Genomic DNA, 20,235 nt, shown 5'->3' on the forward strand with positions numbered 1-20,235 from the left:
CATGGCACACACCCTTGCAGGCAGTTCCCGTCCCACCCGTTACACCGAGCTGAATCTGGATTCGCAGGCGGCCATCACCGCGCGTACGGAACTGGCAGCGTGCTTCCAGCTTGCGGCCCTGCACGGTCTGGAGGAGGGGATCTGCAACCACTTTTCCGCGATGGTGCCGGGCCGGGATGATCTGTTTTTTGTGAACCCCTATGGTTATGCCTTCGAAGAAGTCAGCGCTGAAAATCTTCTGGTTTGCGATTTTCACGGCAATGTCGTGGCCGGCGAAGGGCAGCCTGAAGCGACCGCGTTTTACATTCACGCCCGCCTGCACCAACAGCTGCCAAGGGTGAAAGTGGCGTTCCATACGCACATGCCTCACGCCACGGCGTTATGTTTGCTGCAAGGCCCGCCGTTGTTGTGGCTGGGGCAGACGGCATTGAAATTTTACGGCCGCACGGCGGTGGACGAGGACTACAACGGCCTGGCCCTCGATGAATCCGAAGGCGACCGGATCGCCAGTATCATGGGCAATGCCGACATTCTGTTTCTGAAAAACCACGGTGTGATTGTCGCCGGACCGACCATTGCCGAGGCGTGGGATGATCTGTATTACCTCGAGCGTGCCGCCCAGGTGCAACTGATGGCGATGGCGACCCAGCGCGATCTCAAGCCTGTGCCCGAGCCGATTGCCCGGCGCGCCTACGAACAAATGCGCCTGGGGGATGCCGAAAGCGCGCGGGCGCATTTGCACAGTGCGATGCGCAGACTGTCCAAAGGACGATTGCCCCTCACTACGGCGTAGACTAAGCTCGCAAAAAATAAGGGTTTTGGGCCTTCGTCCATGCCTTACCCTTGCAGGATGAGCTTTGCCTAATCTCCAAAACGACCCGCACATCGCCACTGGCGTTGCTTTGAAACGGTTACCGCTGCGCAAGGCAGCGATGCTGTTCATTGCTGTGGTGTGCCTGTGCCTGTGCGGTTTGCTTTACCTGCAACTGGAGCAATCGCGCCGGCACGATCTGGCCGTGGCCGAAGTGGCGTCATCGAACCTGACGCGAGCCATGGCGCAGCAGGCCGAAGACACCTTCATGAAAGCCGACCTGGTGTTGACCAGTCTGGTTGACTGGATTCAGGCCGACGGCTTCGGTCCGCCGCAGCGCCCACGTCTTCAGAAAACGTTCGCCCAGCGGGTGCAGACGCTGAGTCAATTGCACGGGATCTTGCTGTTTGACCAGAAGGGCCAGTGGATCGTGACTTCTTTTGCGGATCTGCCTCGTGGTCGAGGCGTGGCGGACCGCGAATACTTTATGTATCACCAGCAGAACGTATCGTCCGTGGCGCACATCGGGCCGGCCATTCGCAGTCGTGAGAATGGCGAGTGGATCATTCCGGTCTCCAAGCGCATCAACGATAAAAACGGCCATTTCCAGGGCGTGTTGCTGGCCGGCATCAAGATGTCCTACTTCGACCAGTTCTTCAAAAGCTTCAGCCTTGATGACAATGGCTCGATGTTTTTGGGGCTGACCGACGGGACATTGCTGGCGCGCCGGCCGTTTGTCGAAGCGCAGATTGGCTCGTCGTTGGCCAATGGCGAGATCTTTCAGACGTTGCTGCCCAACGCGCCCTCCGGCAATGCAACGTTCCGTTCGATGGTCGACGGCACCGTGCGGTTGTATGGCTACCGACAGCTCGACGCTTATCCGCTGGTGGTGTCGGCGGCATCGTCCAGGGATTCGATTCTCAAGGGTTGGTACGACACCGCGTTTCGATCCAGCGTCATCGTTGCCCTTGTCGTGCTGGGCATTGGGTTGTTCGGCTGGGTGTTCGTGCGGCAGGTTCGCCTCGGCGAGCAGGTCGAGGCGGATTTGCGCAAGGCCAAGGAGGCGCTGAAGCTCATCGCGACCCACGACAGCCTGACCGGCCTGGCCAATCGCCGACTGTTCGAGCAGGCGCTGGACATTGAGTTCGGCCGTGGCATCCGTCAGTCGAGCTCATTGAGCCTGATCATGCTCGATATCGATTACTTCAAGCGCTACAACGACGCTTATGGCCACGTGGCGGGGGACCATTGCCTGGCGCAAGTGGCGCGGGCAGTGAAGAGTTGCTGCCATCGAAAAGCCGATCTGGCGGTGCGCTACGGTGGTGAGGAGTTCGCAGTGTTGCTGCCGGATACCGATATTCACGGTGCGATGGTCATTGCCGAGCATATCCGTCGCGCCGTCATGGCCAAAAACATCAGCCACAGCGGTTCGCCCAACGGTTTCGTCACGGTCAGCCTGGGCTGCTATTCGTTTGTACCCACGCGGCTGGACAGCACCGAAGTGTTCATCGGGCGTGCGGACGCCGCCTTGTATCAGGCCAAGCATTCAGGGCGAAACCGTTCGGCGGTGCTGTCCATCGACGGCGGGATCGAGGAGTTGATGCGCTCGGATCGTTGAGACGACTCAGGCGCGAGCGGTCTGTGCGGATTAGCGAAGGCTGTAATCGGCAAGTTTTTGTTCGAGCCGCTGACGCACCATCGGCCATTCATCATCGATGATGCTGAACCGCACCGAGTTGCGCTTGCGTCCGTCCGGCATGATCCGTTCGTGACGCACGATGCCTTCCTGTTGTGCGCCGAGCCTGAGGATTGCGTTGCGCGACTTCTGATTGTTCTCGTCGGTGGTGAATTGCACCCGCACGCAGTCCAGCACGTCGAATGCGTGGCGCAGCATCAGGTATTTGGCTTCGGTGTTGACGAAGGTTTTTTGCCAGCGGGCCGAGATCCAGCTGCTGCCGATTTCGAGCTTGCGATTGAGCCGGTCGATTTTCCAGAAGCGCGTCGAACCGATGACCTCGCCGGTGTCCTTGAGCACGATGACGTAGGGCAGAACAGTGCCTGCATCCCGGCCGTCGAGGGCTTTTTTCAGGTAGCTGTGCACCGTGATCGGGGAGGGCACGACGGTGACAGTCAGGTTCCACAGTTCGCCATCTTCGGCAGCGTGTACCAGCGCATCGGCATCGGCGTATTGCAGTGGGCGCAGGCAGATTCTGTTGCCTTCCAGCGGTGTTTCCATGGCGTCGGTTTTCTCGGCAGATCAGGCAGGCGTCGAGCGCCTATTACGCCGTAGTTCCGACTGCCGACGCAACTGGCAGGGCTAATCGTCGTGTGGCGATTGGCGAAATCAATTGTCGGTCGTACCGTTTTATCCCTTATACATGGCGGCCATCGGCACAGAGATCTGCGGCCACTGCATAAGGACCGAGCAATGAGCGAGCCACGCCTGAGCAATCTTGCGTTGTACCTGCAACGCCTGGGTTTCGATGCACCACCGGCACCGACCCTGGACACCCTGCGTCAACTGCAACTGCGTCACACCGGCGCGTTCCCGTTTGAAAACCTCACCACGCTGTCAGGCGAGCCAGTGCTCATCGATCTGCCGTCCATCGAGCAAAAAGTCCTGCACGATGGTCGTGGTGGTTACTGCTACGAACTCAACAATCTGTTTCTGGCGCTGCTTCAGGCGCTGGGCTTCAACGCTCGTGGTATCTCCGGCCGAGTGGTCATGGGCCAACCCGAGGGTGCGTGGACAGCGCGGACACATCGCTTGAGCCTGGTCACCCTGGATGACGTGCGCTACATCACCGATGTCGGCTTCGGTGGCATGGTGCCTACGACACCGCTGCTGCTCGATACCCCGGCCGAACAGCGCACGCCCCACGAACCCTATCGCATCGAGCAACATGCCGATGGCTACACCTTGCGCGCCAACGTTGCCGGTGAGTGGCGGGCGATGTACATCTTCGACCTGCAACGGCAGGAAGACATCGATTTCGCCGTCGGCAACTGGTACGTCTCGACCCACCCTGAATCGTCTTTTGCCAGGCAACTGATGGTGGCGCGAACGGGAGAAGGCTGGCGGCGCACGCTCAACAACGGCAGTTTTGCGATTCACCGGATGGGCGGCGAGAGCGAACGCCTGCAGGTGACGGATGTGGATGAGCTGGTCGGATTGCTGGGGCGCGAGTTCGGGATTCGGGTGCCGGAGCATGCAACGCTCAAACAAGTGCTTGCGCGGTTGATCGTGGCGGCGTAGCTCAAGGCTTCATCACACGATGAATTTCACTGAGCACCTCCGATAGTTTTTTCTCCAGGCTTTTTAGCTCGGCGGCCGTTATCCCTTCTTTGAAATGTCCGGCATTTACAACAGCGGTGTTCGGGATGGCCGCTGCGCTCTTGCTTCCATCGCCGAGCAAGGCCTTGCGCAAGGTGTTGTTGATCACCGTCTGATAACCGAAACCTTCGCTCTCGGCGGCGAGGCGCGCCGCGTCTAACACGACATCGTCGAGCATGATGGTGATGCGGGTTTTGCCTTTGTTCGAAGCTACCGCTCCGCGTTTGGCGTTACTGAAATCGTATTCGTCTTTCATGGTTCAAGCCTCCAGATATCGGCGCCGCTCATTTTTGGTAGCGGCTCGCGCGGAAATGATTCGAACGAAATTCGGCTCGCGCCAGGTGTACGCAACGACCAACAATCGACCTTTGGCATCCAGCCCCATGATGATCCACCGCTGTTCATCGTGATGGTTGTCCTCCAGCGAGAGGGCTCTCTCGTCATAAAACACCGCCTCGGTCTCCGCGAGGCTGATCCCTTGGTGCTTTAATTTGTTAGCTGCGTTCTTTGCCTTGTGAAACTGAATCTCGAATGACTTCATTATGCATACTTTATATGTATAAGCGAGAGGCGTCCGTGCCGGCGGTCGCTTGGAATGCCAAAGACTAGCGGGCGGGGGAGATGGCGCAGGAAGGATGTATTTCAAATGTTTTTTTGGAGGGGGAAACAGCGCAGGGAAAGGACTGCATGGACACATGTCCATAATCTGACTGATGACTTGTATACAACTCTATAGACATTTGTCCTGAGTCTTGCATACAGTGTGCGCATAACAAAAACCAGGGAACCCCCCAACCATGAAAACGCCCCATGTTTCACACCAACGGCCTGAGGACGAAAACCTCGGTGTCGGCGCGAATATGGCTTACGGCCTGCAACACGTTCTGACCATGTACGGCGGCATCGTCGCGGTGCCTTTGATCATCGGCCAGGCGGCCGGGCTCTCGCCGGCGGACATCGGTTTGTTGATTGCTGCTTCATTGTTTGCGGGGGGCTTGGCAACATTGCTGCAGACCCTCGGTTTACCGTTTTTCGGTTGTCAGTTGCCGCTGGTGCAGGGCGTGTCTTTCTCGGGCGTCGCGACGATGGTGGCGATTGTCAGCAGTGGCGGGGAGGGCGGGTTTCAGTCGATTCTGGGGGCGGTGATTGCCGCGTCGTTGATCGGTTTGCTGATCACGCCGGTGTTCTCGCGAATCACCAAGTTCTTCCCGCCGCTGGTGACGGGTATTGTGATCACCACCATCGGCCTGACGCTGATGCCGGTGGCCGCGCGCTGGGCCATGGGTGGCAACAGTCATGCGCCGGATTTCGGCAGCATGGCGAACATCGGCCTGGCGGCGGTAACGCTGGTGCTGGTGTTGTTGCTGAGCAAGATCGGCAGCGCGACCATCTCCCGGCTGTCGATTCTGCTGGCCATGGTCATCGGCACGCTCATCGCGGTATTCCTCGGCATGGCGGACTTCTCGTCCGTCACCCAGGGCCCGATGTTCGGCTTCCCCACGCCATTTCACTTCGGCATGCCGACCTTCCACTTCGCTGCGATCCTGTCGATGTGCATCGTGGTCATGGTGACGCTGGTCGAAACCTCGGCGGACATCCTCGCGGTCGGTGAAATCATCGACACCAAAGTCGACTCCAAGCGCCTGGGCAACGGTCTGCGCGCCGACATGCTGTCGAGCATGATCGCGCCGATCTTCGGTTCTTTCACCCAGAGTGCGTTCGCCCAGAACGTCGGGCTGGTGGCGGTGACCGGGATCAAGAGCCGTTACGTGGTGGCCACCGGCGGCTTGTTTCTGGTGATCCTCGGCTTGCTGCCCTTCATGGGGCGGGTTATCGCCGCGGTACCGACCTCCGTGCTCGGCGGCGCAGGGATCGTGCTGTTCGGCACCGTGGCGGCCAGCGGAATTCGCACGCTGTCCAAGGTCGACTACCGCAACAACGTCAATCTGATCATCGTCGCCACGTCCATCGGTTTCGGCATGATCCCCATTGCTGCGCCGAACTTTTACGACCACTTCCCAAGCTGGTTCGCCACGATCTTCCACTCGGGCATCAGCTCCTCGGCAATCATGGCCATCGTGCTGAACCTGGCCTTCAACCACCTCACTGCCGGTAACTCGGATCAGCAGTCGGTGTTTGCTGCCGGTACTGAGCGAGTCCTGCGCTATCAGGATCTGGCAGCGTTGCGCGAAGGGGATTACTTCAGCGAAGGCAAGTTGCATGACTGCGACGGAAAGGAGATCCCGGTGATAGAGACGGATCATGGGCATGGCGAGCCGAAGGCGGTGCATGTCAAAAGCAGTGAACATGTCTGAATAAAAAAGGCGCCCCCAGGGGCGCCTTTTACATGGATGGACTAACACGCAACCCTTGTAGGAGCCGGCTTGCCGGCGATGGCGACCTTAAGAACGATGCATTCTTCAAGGCCCTCATCGCCGGCAAGCCGGCTCCTACAGGTCTGAAGTCATCTTTTCCAGCGCCCACAAAAAAGCCCCTGAACCTTTCGATTCAGGGGCTTTTCGATCTTGCTGTCTGGCTCCACGACCTGGACTCGAACCAGGGACCCAGTGATTAACAGTCACTTGCTCTACCAACTGAGCTATCGCGGAATGGCGTGTATGTTACTGATTCAAAAAGAGAAGTCAAGCACCTGTTGGCAATTTGAGCGATTCGTCGGGACGGACGGCGGTTTATCGGCGATTGGCGGTTACCAGAATCGCACCAGAGGTCTACCATGGCCGCCCGGAAGTGGTGACACGCGCTGCCGGCCATTCGCCGAAAAGGTACGCGCCATGAATCACCCAACCCTCACACTTCGCCATAACGAGGTGTTCGCATGAGCATCGCTCAGATCAGCCTGCCCAAAGGGGTCGGTCCGCACGCCGAAAAACTGTTCGACGCAATCACTCAGGCCAGCACCGCTGACGAATTGAATCGCGCTGGCGGCAAGGCCGAAGGTTTTGTCCTGGGCCTGGAAAGTACCAAGGCCATCAAAAGCCAGGTCGCCGAGTCGCTGTACGTCGCTTATGACGATGCAGCCAGCCAACGCGCGACCGAACTGGCTTAACCGCCGAACGTAATGGTGGCGAGCATCAGCTTGGCGTACAGCAGTGTCGCGCCCAGTTGAACCAGCCACAGCGCCAGGCCGCCAAGAAAGACCCCCGCAGCCACTTGCAGCACCAGGTTGTTGCCGCGTTTGGCCGGGGTGCGGGGGATGAAGTCATTCAGGTCATCCAGGTCATCGCGCTCAGCGCGCAGGTCATCGTTTTTCATATCGGCTCACATCGAATTCGGTGGTGTACACAAACACTGTAGGAGCCGGCTTGCCGGCGATATCGGTGGATCAGTCAACTTATCTATTGGCTGGACGGACGCTATCGCCAGCAAGCTGGCTCCTACAAAGTAGATGTGTGCAGTCTAGAGGGCTTGGTTGGCGGGTTGAGAATTATCTGCGGCCAATAAAAAACGGGAAGCCCAAGGGCTTCCCGTTTTGTTTGGCGCTTGAGGACTCAGATCACCGCAACGATGGCCTTGGTCACCACGTCGATGTTGCTCTGGTTCAACGCCGCCACGCAGATGCGGCCGGTGTCCAGGGCGTAGATGCCGAACTCGCTGCGCAGACGGGTCACTTGCTCAACCGTCAGGCCGGAGTAGGAGAACATGCCGCGCTGACGACCGACAAAGCTGAAATCGCGCTGAGGAGCCTGTTTCGCCAGCAGGTCAACCATCTGGGTGCGCATGCCGCGAATCCGCAGGCGCATTTCGGCCAGTTCTTCTTCCCACTGGGCGCGCAGTTCCGGGCTGTTCAATACAGCGGCAACGATGCTTGCACCGTGGGTCGGCGGGTTGGAGTAGTTGGTGCGGATCACGCGTTTGACCTGCGACAGCACGCGCGCGCTTTCTTCTTTCGATTCGCTGACGATCGACAGGGCGCCAACGCGCTCGCCGTACAGCGAGAACGATTTGGAGAACGAGCTGGAAACGAAGAAAGTCAGGCCCGACTCAGCGAACAGACGCACGGCTGCGGCGTCTTCGTCGATGCCATCGCCAAAGCCCTGGTAGGCCATGTCGAGGAACGGCACGTGACCTTTGGCTTTCACCACCTCCAGAACGTTTTTCCAGTCCGCCGGGCTCAGGTCAACACCGGTCGGGTTGTGGCAGCAGGCGTGCAGCACAACGATCGAGCCGGACGGCAGGGCGTTCAGGTCTTCCAGCAGGCCGGTACGGTTAACGTCGTGGGTCGCGGCGTCGTAGTAGCGATAGTTCTGCACCGGGAAACCGGCGGTTTCGAACAGCGCGCGGTGGTTTTCCCAGCTCGGGTCGCTGATCGCCACGACGGCGTTCGGCAGCAGTTGCTTGAGGAAGTCGGCACCGATTTTCAGCGCGCCGGTACCGCCAACGGCCTGAGTGGTGATGACGCGGCCAGCAGCGATCAGCGGCGAGTCATTGCCAAACAGCAGTTTTTGCACGGCCTGGTCGTAGGCAGCGATGCCGTCGATCGGCAAGTAGCCACGGGAAGCGTGTTGAGCGACGCGAATCGTCTCGGCTTCGACAACGGCGCGCAGGAGTGGAATTCGCCCCTCCTCGTTGCAGTAAACACCGACCCCCAGGTTGACCTTGTTGGTACGGGTATCGGCGTTGAATGCTTCGTTGAGGCCCAGGATTGGATCGCGTGGTGCCATTTCGACAGCGGAGAACAGGCTCATTTTTGCGGCGGCTCTGAATGGAGTGTGGAGGGACGTGTCGCGCTCCAGCCGAATGCACTAGAGCGGTGCACAAACGGGGAGCTAGTATAGAGGTCATCCGCGATTGATGGCGACAGTCGATTCGGCTTTTACCGTAAGTTTTTCCGATTATTTTTCGACCGTTAGTCGATTGATCGCGTCAGAGGCTTCAAGGGATGTAGGACGTTTGCCTTGAAAGAGAGGGCAATCGACTCCACATTGAGCACAATCCAGTTTTTTCCTCGGGCGACGTCGGTCGTTTGCGGTCTTTCTCGTTCCTGTCCGGTTTGACCGCGTACGGGTGAACCCAGAGGTATTTCATGTCTGAATTCCAGCTAGTCACCCGCTTCGAGCCCGCCGGCGACCAGCCGGAAGCCATCCGCCTGATGGTCGAGGGCATCGAAGCCGGGCTGGCGCACCAGACGTTGCTCGGTGTGACCGGTTCGGGCAAGACGTTCAGCATCGCCAATGTCATCTCTCAGGTTCAGCGCCCGACGCTGGTGCTGGCGCCAAACAAGACGCTGGCCGCGCAGTTGTACGGCGAATTCAAGGCGTTTTTCCCGAACAACGCTGTCGAGTACTTCGTTTCCTACTACGACTACTACCAGCCTGAAGCGTATGTGCCGTCCTCGGACACCTTCATCGAGAAAGACGCCTCGATCAACGATCACATCGAGCAAATGCGACTCTCGGCGACCAAAGCGCTGCTGGAGCGCAAGGACGCGATCATCGTCACCACGGTGTCGTGCATCTACGGTCTGGGCAGTCCGGAAACCTATTTGAAAATGGTGTTGCACGTAGATCGTGGCGACAAGCTCGATCAGCGGGCCTTGCTGCGCCGTCTCGCCGATCTGCAATACACCCGCAACGACATGGATTTCGCCCGTGCGACCTTCCGCGTGCGCGGTGATGTGATCGATATCCACCCGGCTGAATCCGATTTCGAAGCGATCCGTATCGAGCTGTTCGACGACGAAGTCGAGAGCCTGTCGGCCTTCGATCCGCTGACGGGGGAGGTGATTCGCAAACTGCCGCGTTTCACCTTCTACCCGAAAAGCCACTACGTGACGCCGCGAGAAACCCTGCTCGATGCCATGGAGGGGATCAAGGTCGAATTGCAGGAGCGCCTGGAATACCTGCGTTCCAACAACAAACTGGTGGAAGCGCAGCGCCTCGAACAACGTACCCGTTTCGACCTGGAGATGATCCTCGAGCTGGGCTACTGCAACGGCATCGAAAACTATTCCCGCTACCTCTCGGGGCGCGATCCAGGTCAAGCGCCGCCGACCTTGTTCGATTACCTGCCGGCCGACGCCTTGCTGGTGATCGACGAATCCCACGTCAGCGTGCCGCAAGTCGGCGCCATGTATAAGGGCGACCGCTCACGCAAGGAAACGCTGGTGGAATACGGTTTCCGCCTGCCGTCGGCGCTGGACAACCGGCCAATGCGCTTCGACGAGTTCGAAGGCATCAGCCCGCAAACGATTTTTGTCTCGGCCACGCCGGGCAACTACGAGGCGGAACACGCCGGTCGTGTCATTGATATGGTGGTGCGTCCGACCGGCCTGGTGGACCCGCAAATCGAAATCCGTCCGGCGTTGACCCAGGTCGACGATCTGCTTTCGGAAATCACCAAGCGCGCTGCAGTGGATGAGCGGGTATTGGTCACGACGCTGACCAAGCGCATGGCCGAAGACTTGACCGATTACCTGGCTGACCATGGCGTGCGCGTACGTTATCTGCACTCGGACATCGACACCGTGGAGCGCGTGGAAATCATCCGCGATTTGCGCCTCGGCACGTTTGATGTGCTGGTGGGGATCAACCTGTTGCGTGAAGGCCTGGACATGCCGGAAGTGTCCTTGGTGGCGATTCTCGATGCGGACAAGGAAGGCTTCCTGCGTTCCGAGCGCTCGCTGATTCAGACCATCGGTCGCGCGGCGCGTAACCTCAACGGTCGGGCGATTCTGTATGCGGATCGCATCACCGGTTCCATGGAGCGGGCGATCGGTGAAACCGAGCGTCGTCGCGACAAGCAGATCGCCTTCAACCTGGCCAACGGCATTACGCCGAAGGGTGTGTTCAAGGACGTCGCCGACATCATGGAAGGCGCCACCGTGCCGGGCTCACGCAGCAAGAAGCGCAAAGGCATGGCCAAGGCTGCCGAGGAAAACGCCAAGTACGAAGCGGAATTGCGTTCGCCGGGGGAAGTCGCCAAGCGGATCAAGGCGCTGGAAGAGAAGATGTACCAGCTGGCTCGCGACCTGGAATTCGAGGCGGCGGCGCAGATGCGCGACGAGATTGCCAAGTTGCGGGAGCGGTTGATCGCGGTTTGATTTGCGGTGCTTGTACTGGCCTTATCGCCGGCAAGCCGGTCTCACTCCCACAGTTATTTGAGGGTGTTCACATAATTTGTGTCCGCCCACAAACCCTGTGGGAGTGAGCCTGCTCGCGATTGGGTCAACACCAATTTAATGTGCTTCGCCAGCCTTCAACCCCGCTGGTAACTGCTTGGTCAACAGCACAGCAATCATGCTGACCCCCAGCGCAATCCCGACAAAGTGAAACGCATCGTTGTAAGCCATGATCGACGCCTGTTGATGCGCAATCTCACTGAGCTTGCCCAGCGCCGCCGCTTCACTGCCTAACCGGTCCGTCAGCGACGCCATGCGCTCGGCCACTTGCGGGTTGCTCGGCACAATCGATTCACGCAAATAATCAAAGTAGGTCTTGGTTCGCGCATCCAGCAACGTGGCGAGGAGGGCGATGCCAATGGCACCGCCGAGGTTGCGCAGGATGTTGAACAGGCTCGACGCCGAGCCCGCGTCCTGCGGCAGGATATACGCGGTGGCGATCAGTGAGATGGTCACCATGATCAGGGGCTGGCCGAGTGCGCGGATGATCTGGATCTGATTGAACTGCGGCCCGGCGAAATCCGGGTTCAGCACCCCCGAGGAAAAACTCGCCAGGCCGAACAAGCCGAAGCCCAGGGTGCACAGCCATTTCGGCGAGATGACCTTCATCAACTTCGGCACCAGCGGAATCAGGAACAGCTGCGGCACGCCCATCCACATGATCACTTCGCCGATCTGCAGGGCGTTGTAGTTCTGGATCTGCGCCAGGTACAGAGGCAACAGAAAGATCGAACCGTACAACCCGACCCCCATTCCCAGGCTGGAAATACTCGATAAGCCGAAGTTGCGATTGCCCAGGATCCCGAGGTTGATCAGCGGATTGGGTTTGGAAAACTGCACGATCACAAAGGTGATCAGGCTGATCAGCGCAATGCTGCCCAGGGTCACGATCAGGTTTGATTCCAGCCAGTCCTTGCGATGGCCTTCCTCCAGAAAAACCTGCAAACAACCGAGGCCGATACCGAGCGTAAGAATCCCCATGTAGTCGGTGCTTTTCAGCAGTTCCCAGTGCGCTTCTTTTTTCTCCAAGCCATACATCAGGCCGGCGATCATGATCAGGCCAGGCGGAATGTTGATGTAGAAGATGTATTCCCAGCCCCAGTTTTCCGTCAGCCAGCCGCCGAGCGTCGGGCCGATGGAGGGCGCGAACGTTGCGGTCATGGCGAACATGGCCATGCCTTTGGCGCGATGGTGTTCGGGAAGCTTGATCAGCGTCAGGGTGAACGCCAGCGGGATCAGCGCGCCGCCGGTGAAGCCTTGCAGCGCGCGGAAAATGATCATGCTTTCCAGGCTCCACGCCATCGAGCAGAGCAGGGACGAGGCAAGAAATCCAAGCGAAACCCACACCGCCAGACGGCGTGCGGACAGCAGCTGCACCAGCCACGCCGTCAGCGGAATCATGATGATTTCCGCGACCAGGTACGACGTGGAAATCCATGAGCCTTCTTCCAGCGTCGCCGACAGCGCGCCCTGAATGTCCTTGAGCGACGAGTTGGTGATCTGGATATCGAGCACCGCCATGAAGGCGCCGAGCATCACGCTCATCACGGCGATCCAGTCCCGCCGGGTCGGTTCGCCGGCCGGGCGGATCAGTTGATCACCGGCCATCGTCAGGGGTGTCTTTGATGTTCACTTTTGCGGTGACCGACATGCCCGGACGAATCTTGCCGTGCAGCGGGTTGTCCGCGGCGAAGGTCAGTTTTACCGGAATCCGTTGTACGACTTTGGTGAAGTTGCCCGTGGCATTGTCCGGCGGCAGCAGGCTGAACTGTGCGCCCGAGGCGGCGAACAGGCTGTCGACCCGCGCTTCTATTGGCGTATCGCCGTAGGCGTCGAAGGTCAGTTCGGCTTTCTGGCCAGGCTGCATGTGGCCGATCTGGGTTTCCTTGAAGTTGGCCTGAATCCAGATGTCCTGATCCGGGACGATCGACAGCAAATAAGCGCCGGCCTGCACGTATTGGCCTTCGCGGGCGGCACGCTGGCCGATCATGCCGCTGATGGGCGCGTGGATTTCGCTGCGGGTCAGGTTCAATTCTGCCTGGGCCAGATCGGTCTTGGCGTTGGCGATCATCGCGTCGAGGCGCTTGATCTCGGCGCTGAGGGAGTTGACTTGCTGGCGCTGACTTTGTGCGTCTGCCTGGGCCTTGGTCACCTGCGAGCGGGCGATGTGGGTATCGGCGGAAAGGGTGGTCACGCGCTCTTCCGACACGTAGCCGGGTTTGCGCAGGGTTTGCGCGCGGGACAGGTCAATCTGCGAGCGACCGAGGCTGGCCTGGCTGGATGCGACTTGCGCTTCGCTGGAGGCGATCAGGCTGGCTTGCTGCGTCAGTTTGCTCTGGGCTTGCAGGCGTTCGGCCTGGCGGGTGGCGAGGGCGGCGTTGGCGCGGTCGACAGCGAGGTGGAAGTCATCGCCTTCGAGCTTGATCAGCAACTGGCCCTTTTCGACGTGCTGGTTGTCCTGCACCAGCACCTGATCGATGCGTGCGCCCAACTGGCTCGACACACGGGTGATCTCGCCCTGGACATAGGCGTTATCGGTGCTTTCATAAAACCGTCCCTTGAAGAACCACTGGGCAAACAAGGCCCCGGCAATCAGCAGGACGATCAGCAGGAAAAAAGACAGGCGACGCTTGAGTTGGGCAGGCATGGGGCAAACTGTAGTCGAGAAATTGTAAGGAAAGTTATCAGCAGGCGAATTTGGCATACAGTCGATAGTGGGTAAATGCCATCGGCTGATAATCCACCATTCATCCCGGCCCAGGCCCGTTGTAGACGCAAACTTGGCTTAAATGCCCTGCTCACTGGAGCCGGGCGGGCAACGCCTGTTACCATTCGCCCTTTGTTTTATCTTCATTTCGAGACTTGCCATGACCACCGTCCGCACGCGCATCGCGCCATCGCCTACCGGGGACCCCCACGTAGGTACCGCTTACATCGCTTTGTTCAACTACTGCTTTGCCAAGCAGCACGGCGGTGAGTTCATCCTGCGGATCGAAGACACCGATCAGTTGCGTTCGACCCGCGAGTCCGAACAGCAGATTTTCGACGCCCTGCGCTGGTTGGGCATCGACTGGAGCGAAGGCCCGGACGTCGGCGGCCCGCACGGTCCTTACCGTCAAAGCGAGCGCGGCGACATCTATCAGAAGTATTGCCAGCAATTGGTCGAGATGGGCCATGCGTTCCCGTGCTTCTGCACCGCTGAAGAGCTGGACCAGATGCGCGCCGAGCAAATGGCTCGCGGCGAAACTCCGCGGTACGACGGTCGTGCGCTGCTGCTGTCCAAGGAAGAAGTTGCGCGTCGCCTGGCCGCTGGCGAGCCGCACGTGATCCGCATGAAAGTGCCGAGCGAAGGCGTTTGCGTGGTACCGGACATGCTGCGTGGCGACGTCGAGATCCCGTGGGATCGTATGGACATGCAAGTCCTGATGAAGACCGACGGCCTGCCGACGTACTTCCTGGCCAACGTGGTCGATGACCACCTGATGGGCATCACACACGTGCTGCGTGGCGAAGAATGGCTGCCTTCGGCACCGAAACTGATTCTTCTGTACGAATACTTCGGCTGGGAACAACCGGAGCTGTGCTACATGCCGCTGCTGCGTAACCCGGACAAGAGCAAGCTGTCCAAGCGCAAGAACCCGACCTCGGTGACGTTCTACGAGCGCATGGGCTTCATGCCGGAAGCGATGCTCAACTACCTGGGGCGCATGGGCTGGTCGATGCCGGACGAGCGTGAGAAGTTCTCGCTGCAGGAAATGGTCGACAACTTCGACCTGAGCCGTGTCTCCCTCGGCGGGCCGATTTTCGACATCGAGAAACTGTCGTGGCTCAACGGCCAGTGGCTGCGTGACCTGCCGGTGGAAGAGTTCGCCAGCCGCTTGCAGACCTGGGCGCTGAACCCCGAGTACATGATGAAGATCGCGCCGCACGTGCAGGGCCGCGTTGAAACCTTCAGCCAGGTCGCACCGCTGGCCGGTTTCTTCTTCGCCGGTGGCGTCAACCCGGATGCCAAGCTGTTTGAATCGAAGAAATTGTCGGGTGATCAGGTTCGTCAGTTGATGCAGTTGATTCTGTGGAAGCTGGAAAGCCTGCGTCAGTGGGAGAAGGACAGCATCACCGCGACCATTCAAGCGGTGGTCGAGTCCCTGGAGTTGAAGCTGCGTGACGCCATGCCGCTGATGTTCGCTGCGATCACTGGTCAGGCGAGTTCGGTGTCGGTGCTCGATGCGATGGAAATCCTCGGCCCGGACCTGACGCGTTTCCGTCTGCGCCAGGCCATCGACCTGCTCGGTGGCGTGTCGAAGAAGGAAAACAAGGAGTGGGAAAAACTCCTGGGCAACATCGCCTGATTCCCACGGTCCTGTAGGAGCGAGGCTAGCCCGCGAAGAACGATGACGCGGTGTGTCAGATACACCCAGGCGTCCCGTTCGCCGGCAAGCCTGGCTCCTACGGATCCATGTATACCCCCGGATTTACGGGGGGAGGGCGGTAAGTGATTGTTATGTCGGCAAAAAACTTTGGAAATTGTTAAAAATAAATTTGACACGTTTCCGAAGCGCCATTAAGATTCGCCCCGTCCTCAGCGATGAGGGGCTATAGCTCAGCTGGGAGAGCGCTTGCATGGCATGCAAGAGGTCGACGGTTCGATCCCGTCTAGCTCCACCAATTTACACTTCAAGGTCTGGCCACACCGGCCTTGAAGCGATCAACACTCAGCGTTGATCTGTTGTATAGAAGGGTTTGCGTCCCCTTCGTCTAGTGGCCTAGGACACCGCCCTTTCACGGCGGTAACAGGGGTTCGAGTCCCCTAGGGGACGCCAGTTTTACAGAAGCGATGTCGCAAGATGCCGCTCCGCCGCGAGGCGAAAAATCCGGGGCTATAGCTCAGCTGGGAGAGCGCTTGCATGGCATGCAAGAGGTCGACGGTTCGATCCCGTCTAGCTCCACCAATTTTACAGTTCAAGGTCTGGCCACACCGGCCTTGAATCGATCAGCTCTCAGCACTGATCAGTTGTATAGAAGGTTTTGCGTCCCCTTCGTCTAGTGGCCTAGGACACCGCCCTTTCACGGCGGTAACAGGGGTTCGAGTCCCCTAGGGGACGCCACGATTACCCGCTCTGCGGGATTTTATAAGGGTCATTCAATTATTGAATGGCCCTTTTGTTTGTCTGGCGTTTGGCCAAATCCCCCATTTCTCTCAAACTGTTCTTCAGACCAGCGGTCACATCTACGACTTGCGGAAAATTATTATGAGAATAATATTCTAGTCGTAATATTCGGAGGCAACGATGAACGATAAAAAAGCTCAAACCCGCGAACGCATTCTCAAGGCCGCCAGCGCAGCGCTGATTCAGCGTGGCCCGGCCGAACCGAGCGTGGGCGAAGTGATGGGCGCAGCTGGCCTGACGGTTGGCGGCTTCTATGCGCACTTCGAAAGCAAGGACGCGATGATGCTGGAAGCGTTCAAGCAACTGCTCGGTCACCGCCGTGGCTTGATCGCCGACATGGACGCCGAGTTGACCGGCGAAGAGCGTCGCGCGTTGGTGGCGGCGTTTTACCTGTCACGCAAACACCGGGATTCCTCTGAATCCGCGTGCCCGATCCCGGCCTCCGTCGGCGAGCTGGGACGCCTGCCGGACGCATTTCGGGTGGCGTTGAATGAGCACGTGGAAATGATGGTCGCGCAGTTGGCGGCCAGCCCGGAAGACACCGACAAAGCCTTGGCCGACATGGCTTTGATGGTCGGTGGATTGGCTCTGGCACGGGCGCTGGGGCCGGGAGAGTTGTCTGATCGATTGCTGCGTGCCGCCAAGTCGGCGGTGCTATGACCTGAAGGCAATGGCCTGAGGAGTGAGAGCGATGAGCACGTTAAAGTGGGTTCGTGGCGTTAATGGCACCTTGGGCTGGTTTGCACCGAAACTGGTCGCGAGCAAAATGCGACTGGCGTTCATGACGCCGCGGGATCTGCCGCCGCGTGATTGGGAATTGCCGTTATTGGCGAAATCCGAGCGCATCACGCTCCGTTTTGGCCTCTCGGCGTTGCGCTGGGGGCAAGGCCCGGCGGTATTGCTGATGCACGGTTGGGAAGGTCGGCCAACGCAGTTTGCCAGCCTGATCACCGCGCTGGTTGACGCCGGCTACACCGTAGTCGCCCTGGACGGTCCGGCTCACGGTCGCTCGCCGGGCAACGAAGCCAACGTCGTGCTGTTCGCCCGGGCCATGCTTGAGGCCGCTGCCGAGTTGCCGCCGCTGCAAGCGGTCATCGGTCACTCGATGGGCGGTGCCAGCGCCATGCTCGCCGTTCAGTTGGGCTTGCGCACCGAAACCCTGGTGACCATCGGCGCTCCGGCGCGGATTCTCGGGGTTCTCAGAGGATTTGCCCGCTACGTGCGATTACCGCCAAAAGCCCGTTCGGCGTTCATTCGCCAAGTCGAAAAAGACGTCGGCATGCGTGCGGCTGCATTGGATGTCTCGCGCTATCAGCTCGACATGCCTGGCCTGATCGTTCATGCCGAAGACGACAACTTCGTCCCGGTCAAGGAGTCCCAGCTGATCCACGAGGCCTGGTTCGACAGCCGTTTGCTGCGGCTGGAGGACGGCGGTCATCAACGGGTGCTTGCCGACCCGCGGGTGATTGATGGCGTGTTATCACTGCTGGCCGGTCGCAGCCTGCAATCGCGCCAATCGGCCTGAGCATCCGTTACACTGCCCCGGTCGACATTATCTGACCGGGAGTGGGGCATGGGCTGGGATCGGGCAACGCCATTTATCATTGATCTTGCGGTGGACGCCGAGGACATCGACGGGTTGGGCCACGCGAATAACGCGGTGTACGTGACCTGGCTCGAACGCTGCGCCTGGCGCCACTCGCAGCGGCTCGGCCTCGATCTGGTCGAGTACCGGCGGCTGGATCGGGCGATGGCGGTGGTGCGGCACGAAATCGATTACCTGGCGGCAGCCTATGAAGGCGATGAGTTGCAATTGGCGACCTGGATCGTCGATTGGGACCAGCGCCTGAAAATGACCCGACACTTCCAGCTCAAGCGCCCGAGCGACAACACCACGTTGCTGCGCGCGCAAACCACGTTTGTCTGCATTGAGCTGTCCACGGGCAAACCCAAGCGCATGCCGGCGGAATTCATCGAAGGTTACGGCCCGGCGTTGCAAGTCGCGATTTGAGTGTTTTTGCGGGTCTCTTCGCGGGCAAGCCTCGCTCCTACAGGTGTGGAGCGATCTCTTGTAGGAGCGAGGCTTGCCCGCGAAGGCGTCCGCACAATCAACACCGTCCGGTCTGACGAAATACCTTCTAACCGCCGAAACCAGTAAACTGCCGCACGTTTTTCGTCGAGTGTGTTTTTCATGCAAATTGCTTTGGCGCCCATGGAGGGGTTGGTCGACAACATCCTGCGGGACGTGCTGACCCGTGTGGGCGGTATCGATTGGTGCGTGACCGAGTTCATCCGGATCAACGACCAACTGCTCACCCCTGCCTATTTCCACAAGTTCGGTCCTGAACTGCTGACGGATGCGCGCACCGCGTCCGGCGTGCCATTGCGCGTGCAGCTGTTGGGTTCCGACCCGGTGTGCCTGGCGGAAAACGCCGCGCTGGCCTGTGAGCTGGGTTCCGAAGTCATCGACCTGAACTTCGGCTGCCCGGCCAAGACCGTCAATAAATCCCGTGGCGGTGCGGTACTGCTCAAAGAGCCCGAGCTGCTGAACCAGATCGTCGAGCATGTCCGTCGCGCCGTTCCGGCGCACATTCCGGTCACCGCGAAAATGCGTCTCGGCTTCGACAGTCCTGACGGTTCGCTGGTCTGCGCCACGGCCCTGGCCGAAGGCGGCGCGGAGCACATCGTGGTGCATGCGCGGACCAAGATGGACGGCTACAAGCCGCCGGCGCATTGGGAGTGGATCCCTCGCGTGCAGGAAGTGGTCAAGGTGCCGGTATTCGCCAACGGTGATATCTGGAGCGTCGAAGACTGGCGCCGCTGCCGCGAAATCAGCGGCGTGGAAGACATCATGCTCGGTCGCGGGCTGGTGTCGCGTCCGGATCTGGCCCGGCAGATCGCCGCCGCCCGTGCCGGTGAAGAGGTGGTCGAGATGACCTGGGCCGAGCTGTTGCCGCTGATTCAGGAATTCTGGCTGCAAGCCAAAGCCCAGATGACGCCACGCCAATCGCCCGGTCGCCTGAAGCAGTGGCTGGCGATGCTGACCCGCAATTATCCCGAGGCGGTTGAGCTGTTCACCCTGCTTCGCCGTGAAACCGAACTGGATCAGGTTTCGCGTTTGCTGGGGTTGCAGGTAGCCGAAGCGGCCTGAAAAAAATCTCGAAATAATCTCTTGAAATGCAATCAGCGGTCCCTATCTAAGGATTACGCGATGCCGAATTCGGGTCGCGGAGACAAAAAACTTGCTGATTGTTTTCAGGAGATTTGAACCATGACTACAGCATTTTCCCTAGCCCCACTGTTCCGTTCCTCGGTAGGCTTCGACCGTTTCAACGACCTGTTCGAAACCGCCCTGCGCAACGAGCCAGGCAGCACCTATCCACCTTACAACGTGGAAAAACACGGTGACGACCAATACCGCATCGTTGTGGCAGCAGCCGGTTTCCAGGAAGAAGACCTGGACCTGCAAGTCGAGAAAGGTGTGCTGACCATCAGTGGCGGCAAACGCGACGCAACTGAAGGCGTGACCTTCCTGCACCAAGGCATCGCCCAGCGCGCGTTCAAACTGTCGTTCCGCCTGGCCGATCACATCGAGATCAAGGCCGCCGACCTGAGCAACGGTCTGTTGAGCATCGACCTGCTGCGTGTCATTCCGGAAGAGGCGAAAGCCAAACGCATCCCAATCAACGGGACGCAAAAACCCGCTTTGCAGCACTAAGGCGGGGCAATGAAAAAGGGCGCCAATGGCGCCCTTTTTTGTGCCCGCTATCTGTAGGAGCGAGCC

The 20,235-nt window shown here is 59.4% G+C and carries 19 protein-coding genes and 5 tRNA genes; 16 read left to right on the forward strand and 8 right to left on the reverse strand.

Going from position 1 to position 20,235, the window contains the following annotated elements; all coding sequences use genetic code 11:
* Nucleotide 1: 1 nt before the first annotated feature.
* Nucleotides 2-793, forward strand: a complete 792-nt coding sequence (locus tag KGB24_RS26755; RefSeq protein WP_223414611.1) for an aldolase — start codon at nt 2-4, stop codon at nt 791-793.
* Between the two features lie 64 nt (nt 794-857).
* Complete coding sequence (locus tag KGB24_RS26760; protein ID WP_223414610.1) at nt 858-2,429, forward strand: GGDEF domain-containing protein; 1,572 nt, start codon at nt 858-860, stop codon at nt 2,427-2,429.
* A 30-nt stretch (nt 2,430-2,459) separates the two neighbouring features.
* On the opposite strand, the gene KGB24_RS26765 is transcribed toward KGB24_RS26760, so the two are convergent.
* Nucleotides 2,460-3,047 carry a GNAT family N-acetyltransferase gene (locus tag KGB24_RS26765; RefSeq protein ID WP_008028336.1) on the reverse strand — a complete coding sequence of 196 codons (588 nt, stop codon included), beginning with the start codon at nt 3,045-3,047 and terminating at the stop codon, nt 2,460-2,462.
* 192 nt (nt 3,048-3,239) lie between these two features.
* On the opposite strand from KGB24_RS26765, the gene KGB24_RS26770 reads away from it, so the two are divergent.
* Complete coding sequence (locus KGB24_RS26770) at nt 3,240-4,067, forward strand: arylamine N-acetyltransferase family protein (RefSeq protein WP_008028335.1); 828 nt, start codon at nt 3,240-3,242, stop codon at nt 4,065-4,067.
* 1 nt (nt 4,068) lies between these two features.
* Here the strand turns inward: KGB24_RS26770 and KGB24_RS26775 are convergent, their stop codons facing one another.
* On the reverse strand, nt 4,069-4,401 hold the full coding sequence (locus KGB24_RS26775; protein WP_223414609.1) for a BrnA antitoxin family protein: 333 nt from the start codon (nt 4,399-4,401) through the stop codon (nt 4,069-4,071).
* 3 nt (nt 4,402-4,404) lie between these two features.
* Nucleotides 4,405-4,686 carry a BrnT family toxin gene (locus tag KGB24_RS26780; protein WP_223414608.1) on the reverse strand — a complete coding sequence of 94 codons (282 nt, stop codon included), beginning with the start codon at nt 4,684-4,686 and terminating at the stop codon, nt 4,405-4,407.
* 256 nt (nt 4,687-4,942) lie between these two features.
* Here KGB24_RS26780 and KGB24_RS26785 point away from each other — a divergent pair, with 256 nt between their 5' ends.
* On the forward strand, nt 4,943-6,460 hold the full coding sequence (locus KGB24_RS26785) for a nucleobase:cation symporter-2 family protein (protein WP_008028327.1): 1,518 nt from the start codon (nt 4,943-4,945) through the stop codon (nt 6,458-6,460).
* 218 nt (nt 6,461-6,678) lie between these two features.
* Here the strand turns inward: KGB24_RS26785 and KGB24_RS26790 are convergent.
* A tRNA-Asn gene (locus KGB24_RS26790) sits at nt 6,679-6,754 on the reverse strand.
* A 227-nt stretch (nt 6,755-6,981) separates the two neighbouring features.
* Between KGB24_RS26790 and KGB24_RS26795 the strand changes: the two genes are divergently transcribed.
* The gene (locus KGB24_RS26795; protein ID WP_008007186.1) at nt 6,982-7,212 is read left to right on the forward strand and encodes a hypothetical protein; all 231 of its coding nucleotides are present in this window, start codon (nt 6,982-6,984) and stop codon (nt 7,210-7,212) included.
* Here KGB24_RS26795 and KGB24_RS26800 read toward each other — a convergent pair.
* Nucleotides 7,209-7,418: a hypothetical protein gene (locus tag KGB24_RS26800; RefSeq protein WP_008028325.1), complete on the reverse strand. Its 210-nt coding sequence runs from the start codon at nt 7,416-7,418 to the stop codon at nt 7,209-7,211. The two genes, KGB24_RS26795 and KGB24_RS26800, sit on opposite strands and share 4 nt — an antisense overlap.
* A 236-nt stretch (nt 7,419-7,654) precedes the next feature.
* Nucleotides 7,655-8,851 (reverse strand): amino acid aminotransferase, encoded by a 1,197-nt coding sequence (locus KGB24_RS26805; protein WP_008028323.1) that lies wholly within the window; start codon nt 8,849-8,851, stop codon nt 7,655-7,657.
* Between the two features lie 338 nt (nt 8,852-9,189).
* Between KGB24_RS26805 and uvrB the strand changes: the two genes are divergently transcribed.
* Nucleotides 9,190-11,205: an excinuclease ABC subunit UvrB gene (gene uvrB, locus KGB24_RS26810; RefSeq protein WP_223414607.1), complete on the forward strand. Its 2,016-nt coding sequence runs from the start codon at nt 9,190-9,192 to the stop codon at nt 11,203-11,205.
* 135 nt (nt 11,206-11,340) lie between these two features.
* Here uvrB and KGB24_RS26815 read toward each other — a convergent pair whose 3' ends face one another.
* Nucleotides 11,341-12,831, reverse strand: coding sequence for an MDR family MFS transporter (locus tag KGB24_RS26815; RefSeq protein ID WP_223414628.1), 1,491 nt, complete (start codon nt 12,829-12,831; stop codon nt 11,341-11,343).
* Between the two features lie 49 nt (nt 12,832-12,880).
* Nucleotides 12,881-13,930, reverse strand: a complete 1,050-nt coding sequence (locus KGB24_RS26820; protein WP_192416862.1) for an HlyD family secretion protein — start codon at nt 13,928-13,930, stop codon at nt 12,881-12,883.
* A 220-nt stretch (nt 13,931-14,150) separates the two neighbouring features.
* Here KGB24_RS26820 and gltX point away from each other — a divergent pair, with 220 nt between their 5' ends.
* The 10 genes from gltX (at nt 14,151) to KGB24_RS26870 (ending at nt 20,169) form a co-directional block, all read left to right on the forward strand.
* Nucleotides 14,151-15,632, forward strand: a complete 1,482-nt coding sequence (gene gltX, locus KGB24_RS26825; protein ID WP_008037650.1) for a glutamate--tRNA ligase — start codon at nt 14,151-14,153, stop codon at nt 15,630-15,632.
* Nucleotides 15,633-15,872: 240 nt separating this feature from the next.
* Nucleotides 15,873-15,948: transfer RNA gene (locus KGB24_RS26830), tRNA-Ala, on the forward strand.
* A 79-nt stretch (nt 15,949-16,027) separates the two neighbouring features.
* A tRNA-Glu gene (locus tag KGB24_RS26835) sits at nt 16,028-16,103 on the forward strand.
* A 53-nt stretch (nt 16,104-16,156) separates the two neighbouring features.
* Nucleotides 16,157-16,232: transfer RNA gene (locus KGB24_RS26840), tRNA-Ala, on the forward strand.
* An 80-nt stretch (nt 16,233-16,312) separates the two neighbouring features.
* Nucleotides 16,313-16,388: transfer RNA gene (locus tag KGB24_RS26845), tRNA-Glu, on the forward strand.
* 183 nt (nt 16,389-16,571) lie between these two features.
* A complete protein-coding gene (locus KGB24_RS26850) occupies nt 16,572-17,111 on the forward strand; it encodes a TetR/AcrR family transcriptional regulator (RefSeq protein WP_008028313.1) in 540 nt (179 codons plus the stop codon).
* A gap of 31 nt (nt 17,112-17,142) precedes the next feature.
* Nucleotides 17,143-17,976, forward strand: a complete 834-nt coding sequence (locus KGB24_RS26855) for an alpha/beta fold hydrolase (RefSeq protein ID WP_008028312.1) — start codon at nt 17,143-17,145, stop codon at nt 17,974-17,976.
* 48 nt (nt 17,977-18,024) lie between these two features.
* A complete protein-coding gene (locus KGB24_RS26860) occupies nt 18,025-18,462 on the forward strand; it encodes an acyl-CoA thioesterase (RefSeq protein WP_008037643.1) in 438 nt (145 codons plus the stop codon).
* Between the two features lie 180 nt (nt 18,463-18,642).
* Entirely contained in the window at nt 18,643-19,602 is a 960-nt protein-coding gene (locus tag KGB24_RS26865; RefSeq protein WP_223414606.1) for a tRNA dihydrouridine synthase, read from the forward strand.
* Between the two features lie 120 nt (nt 19,603-19,722).
* On the forward strand, nt 19,723-20,169 hold the full coding sequence (locus KGB24_RS26870; protein WP_008028306.1) for an Hsp20 family protein: 447 nt from the start codon (nt 19,723-19,725) through the stop codon (nt 20,167-20,169).
* Nucleotides 20,170-20,235 lie beyond the last annotated feature (66 nt).

It is taken from the genome of Pseudomonas sp. BF-RE-25 (genome assembly GCF_019956105.1).
Lineage (GTDB): Bacteria > Pseudomonadota > Gammaproteobacteria > Pseudomonadales > Pseudomonadaceae > Aquipseudomonas > Aquipseudomonas migulae.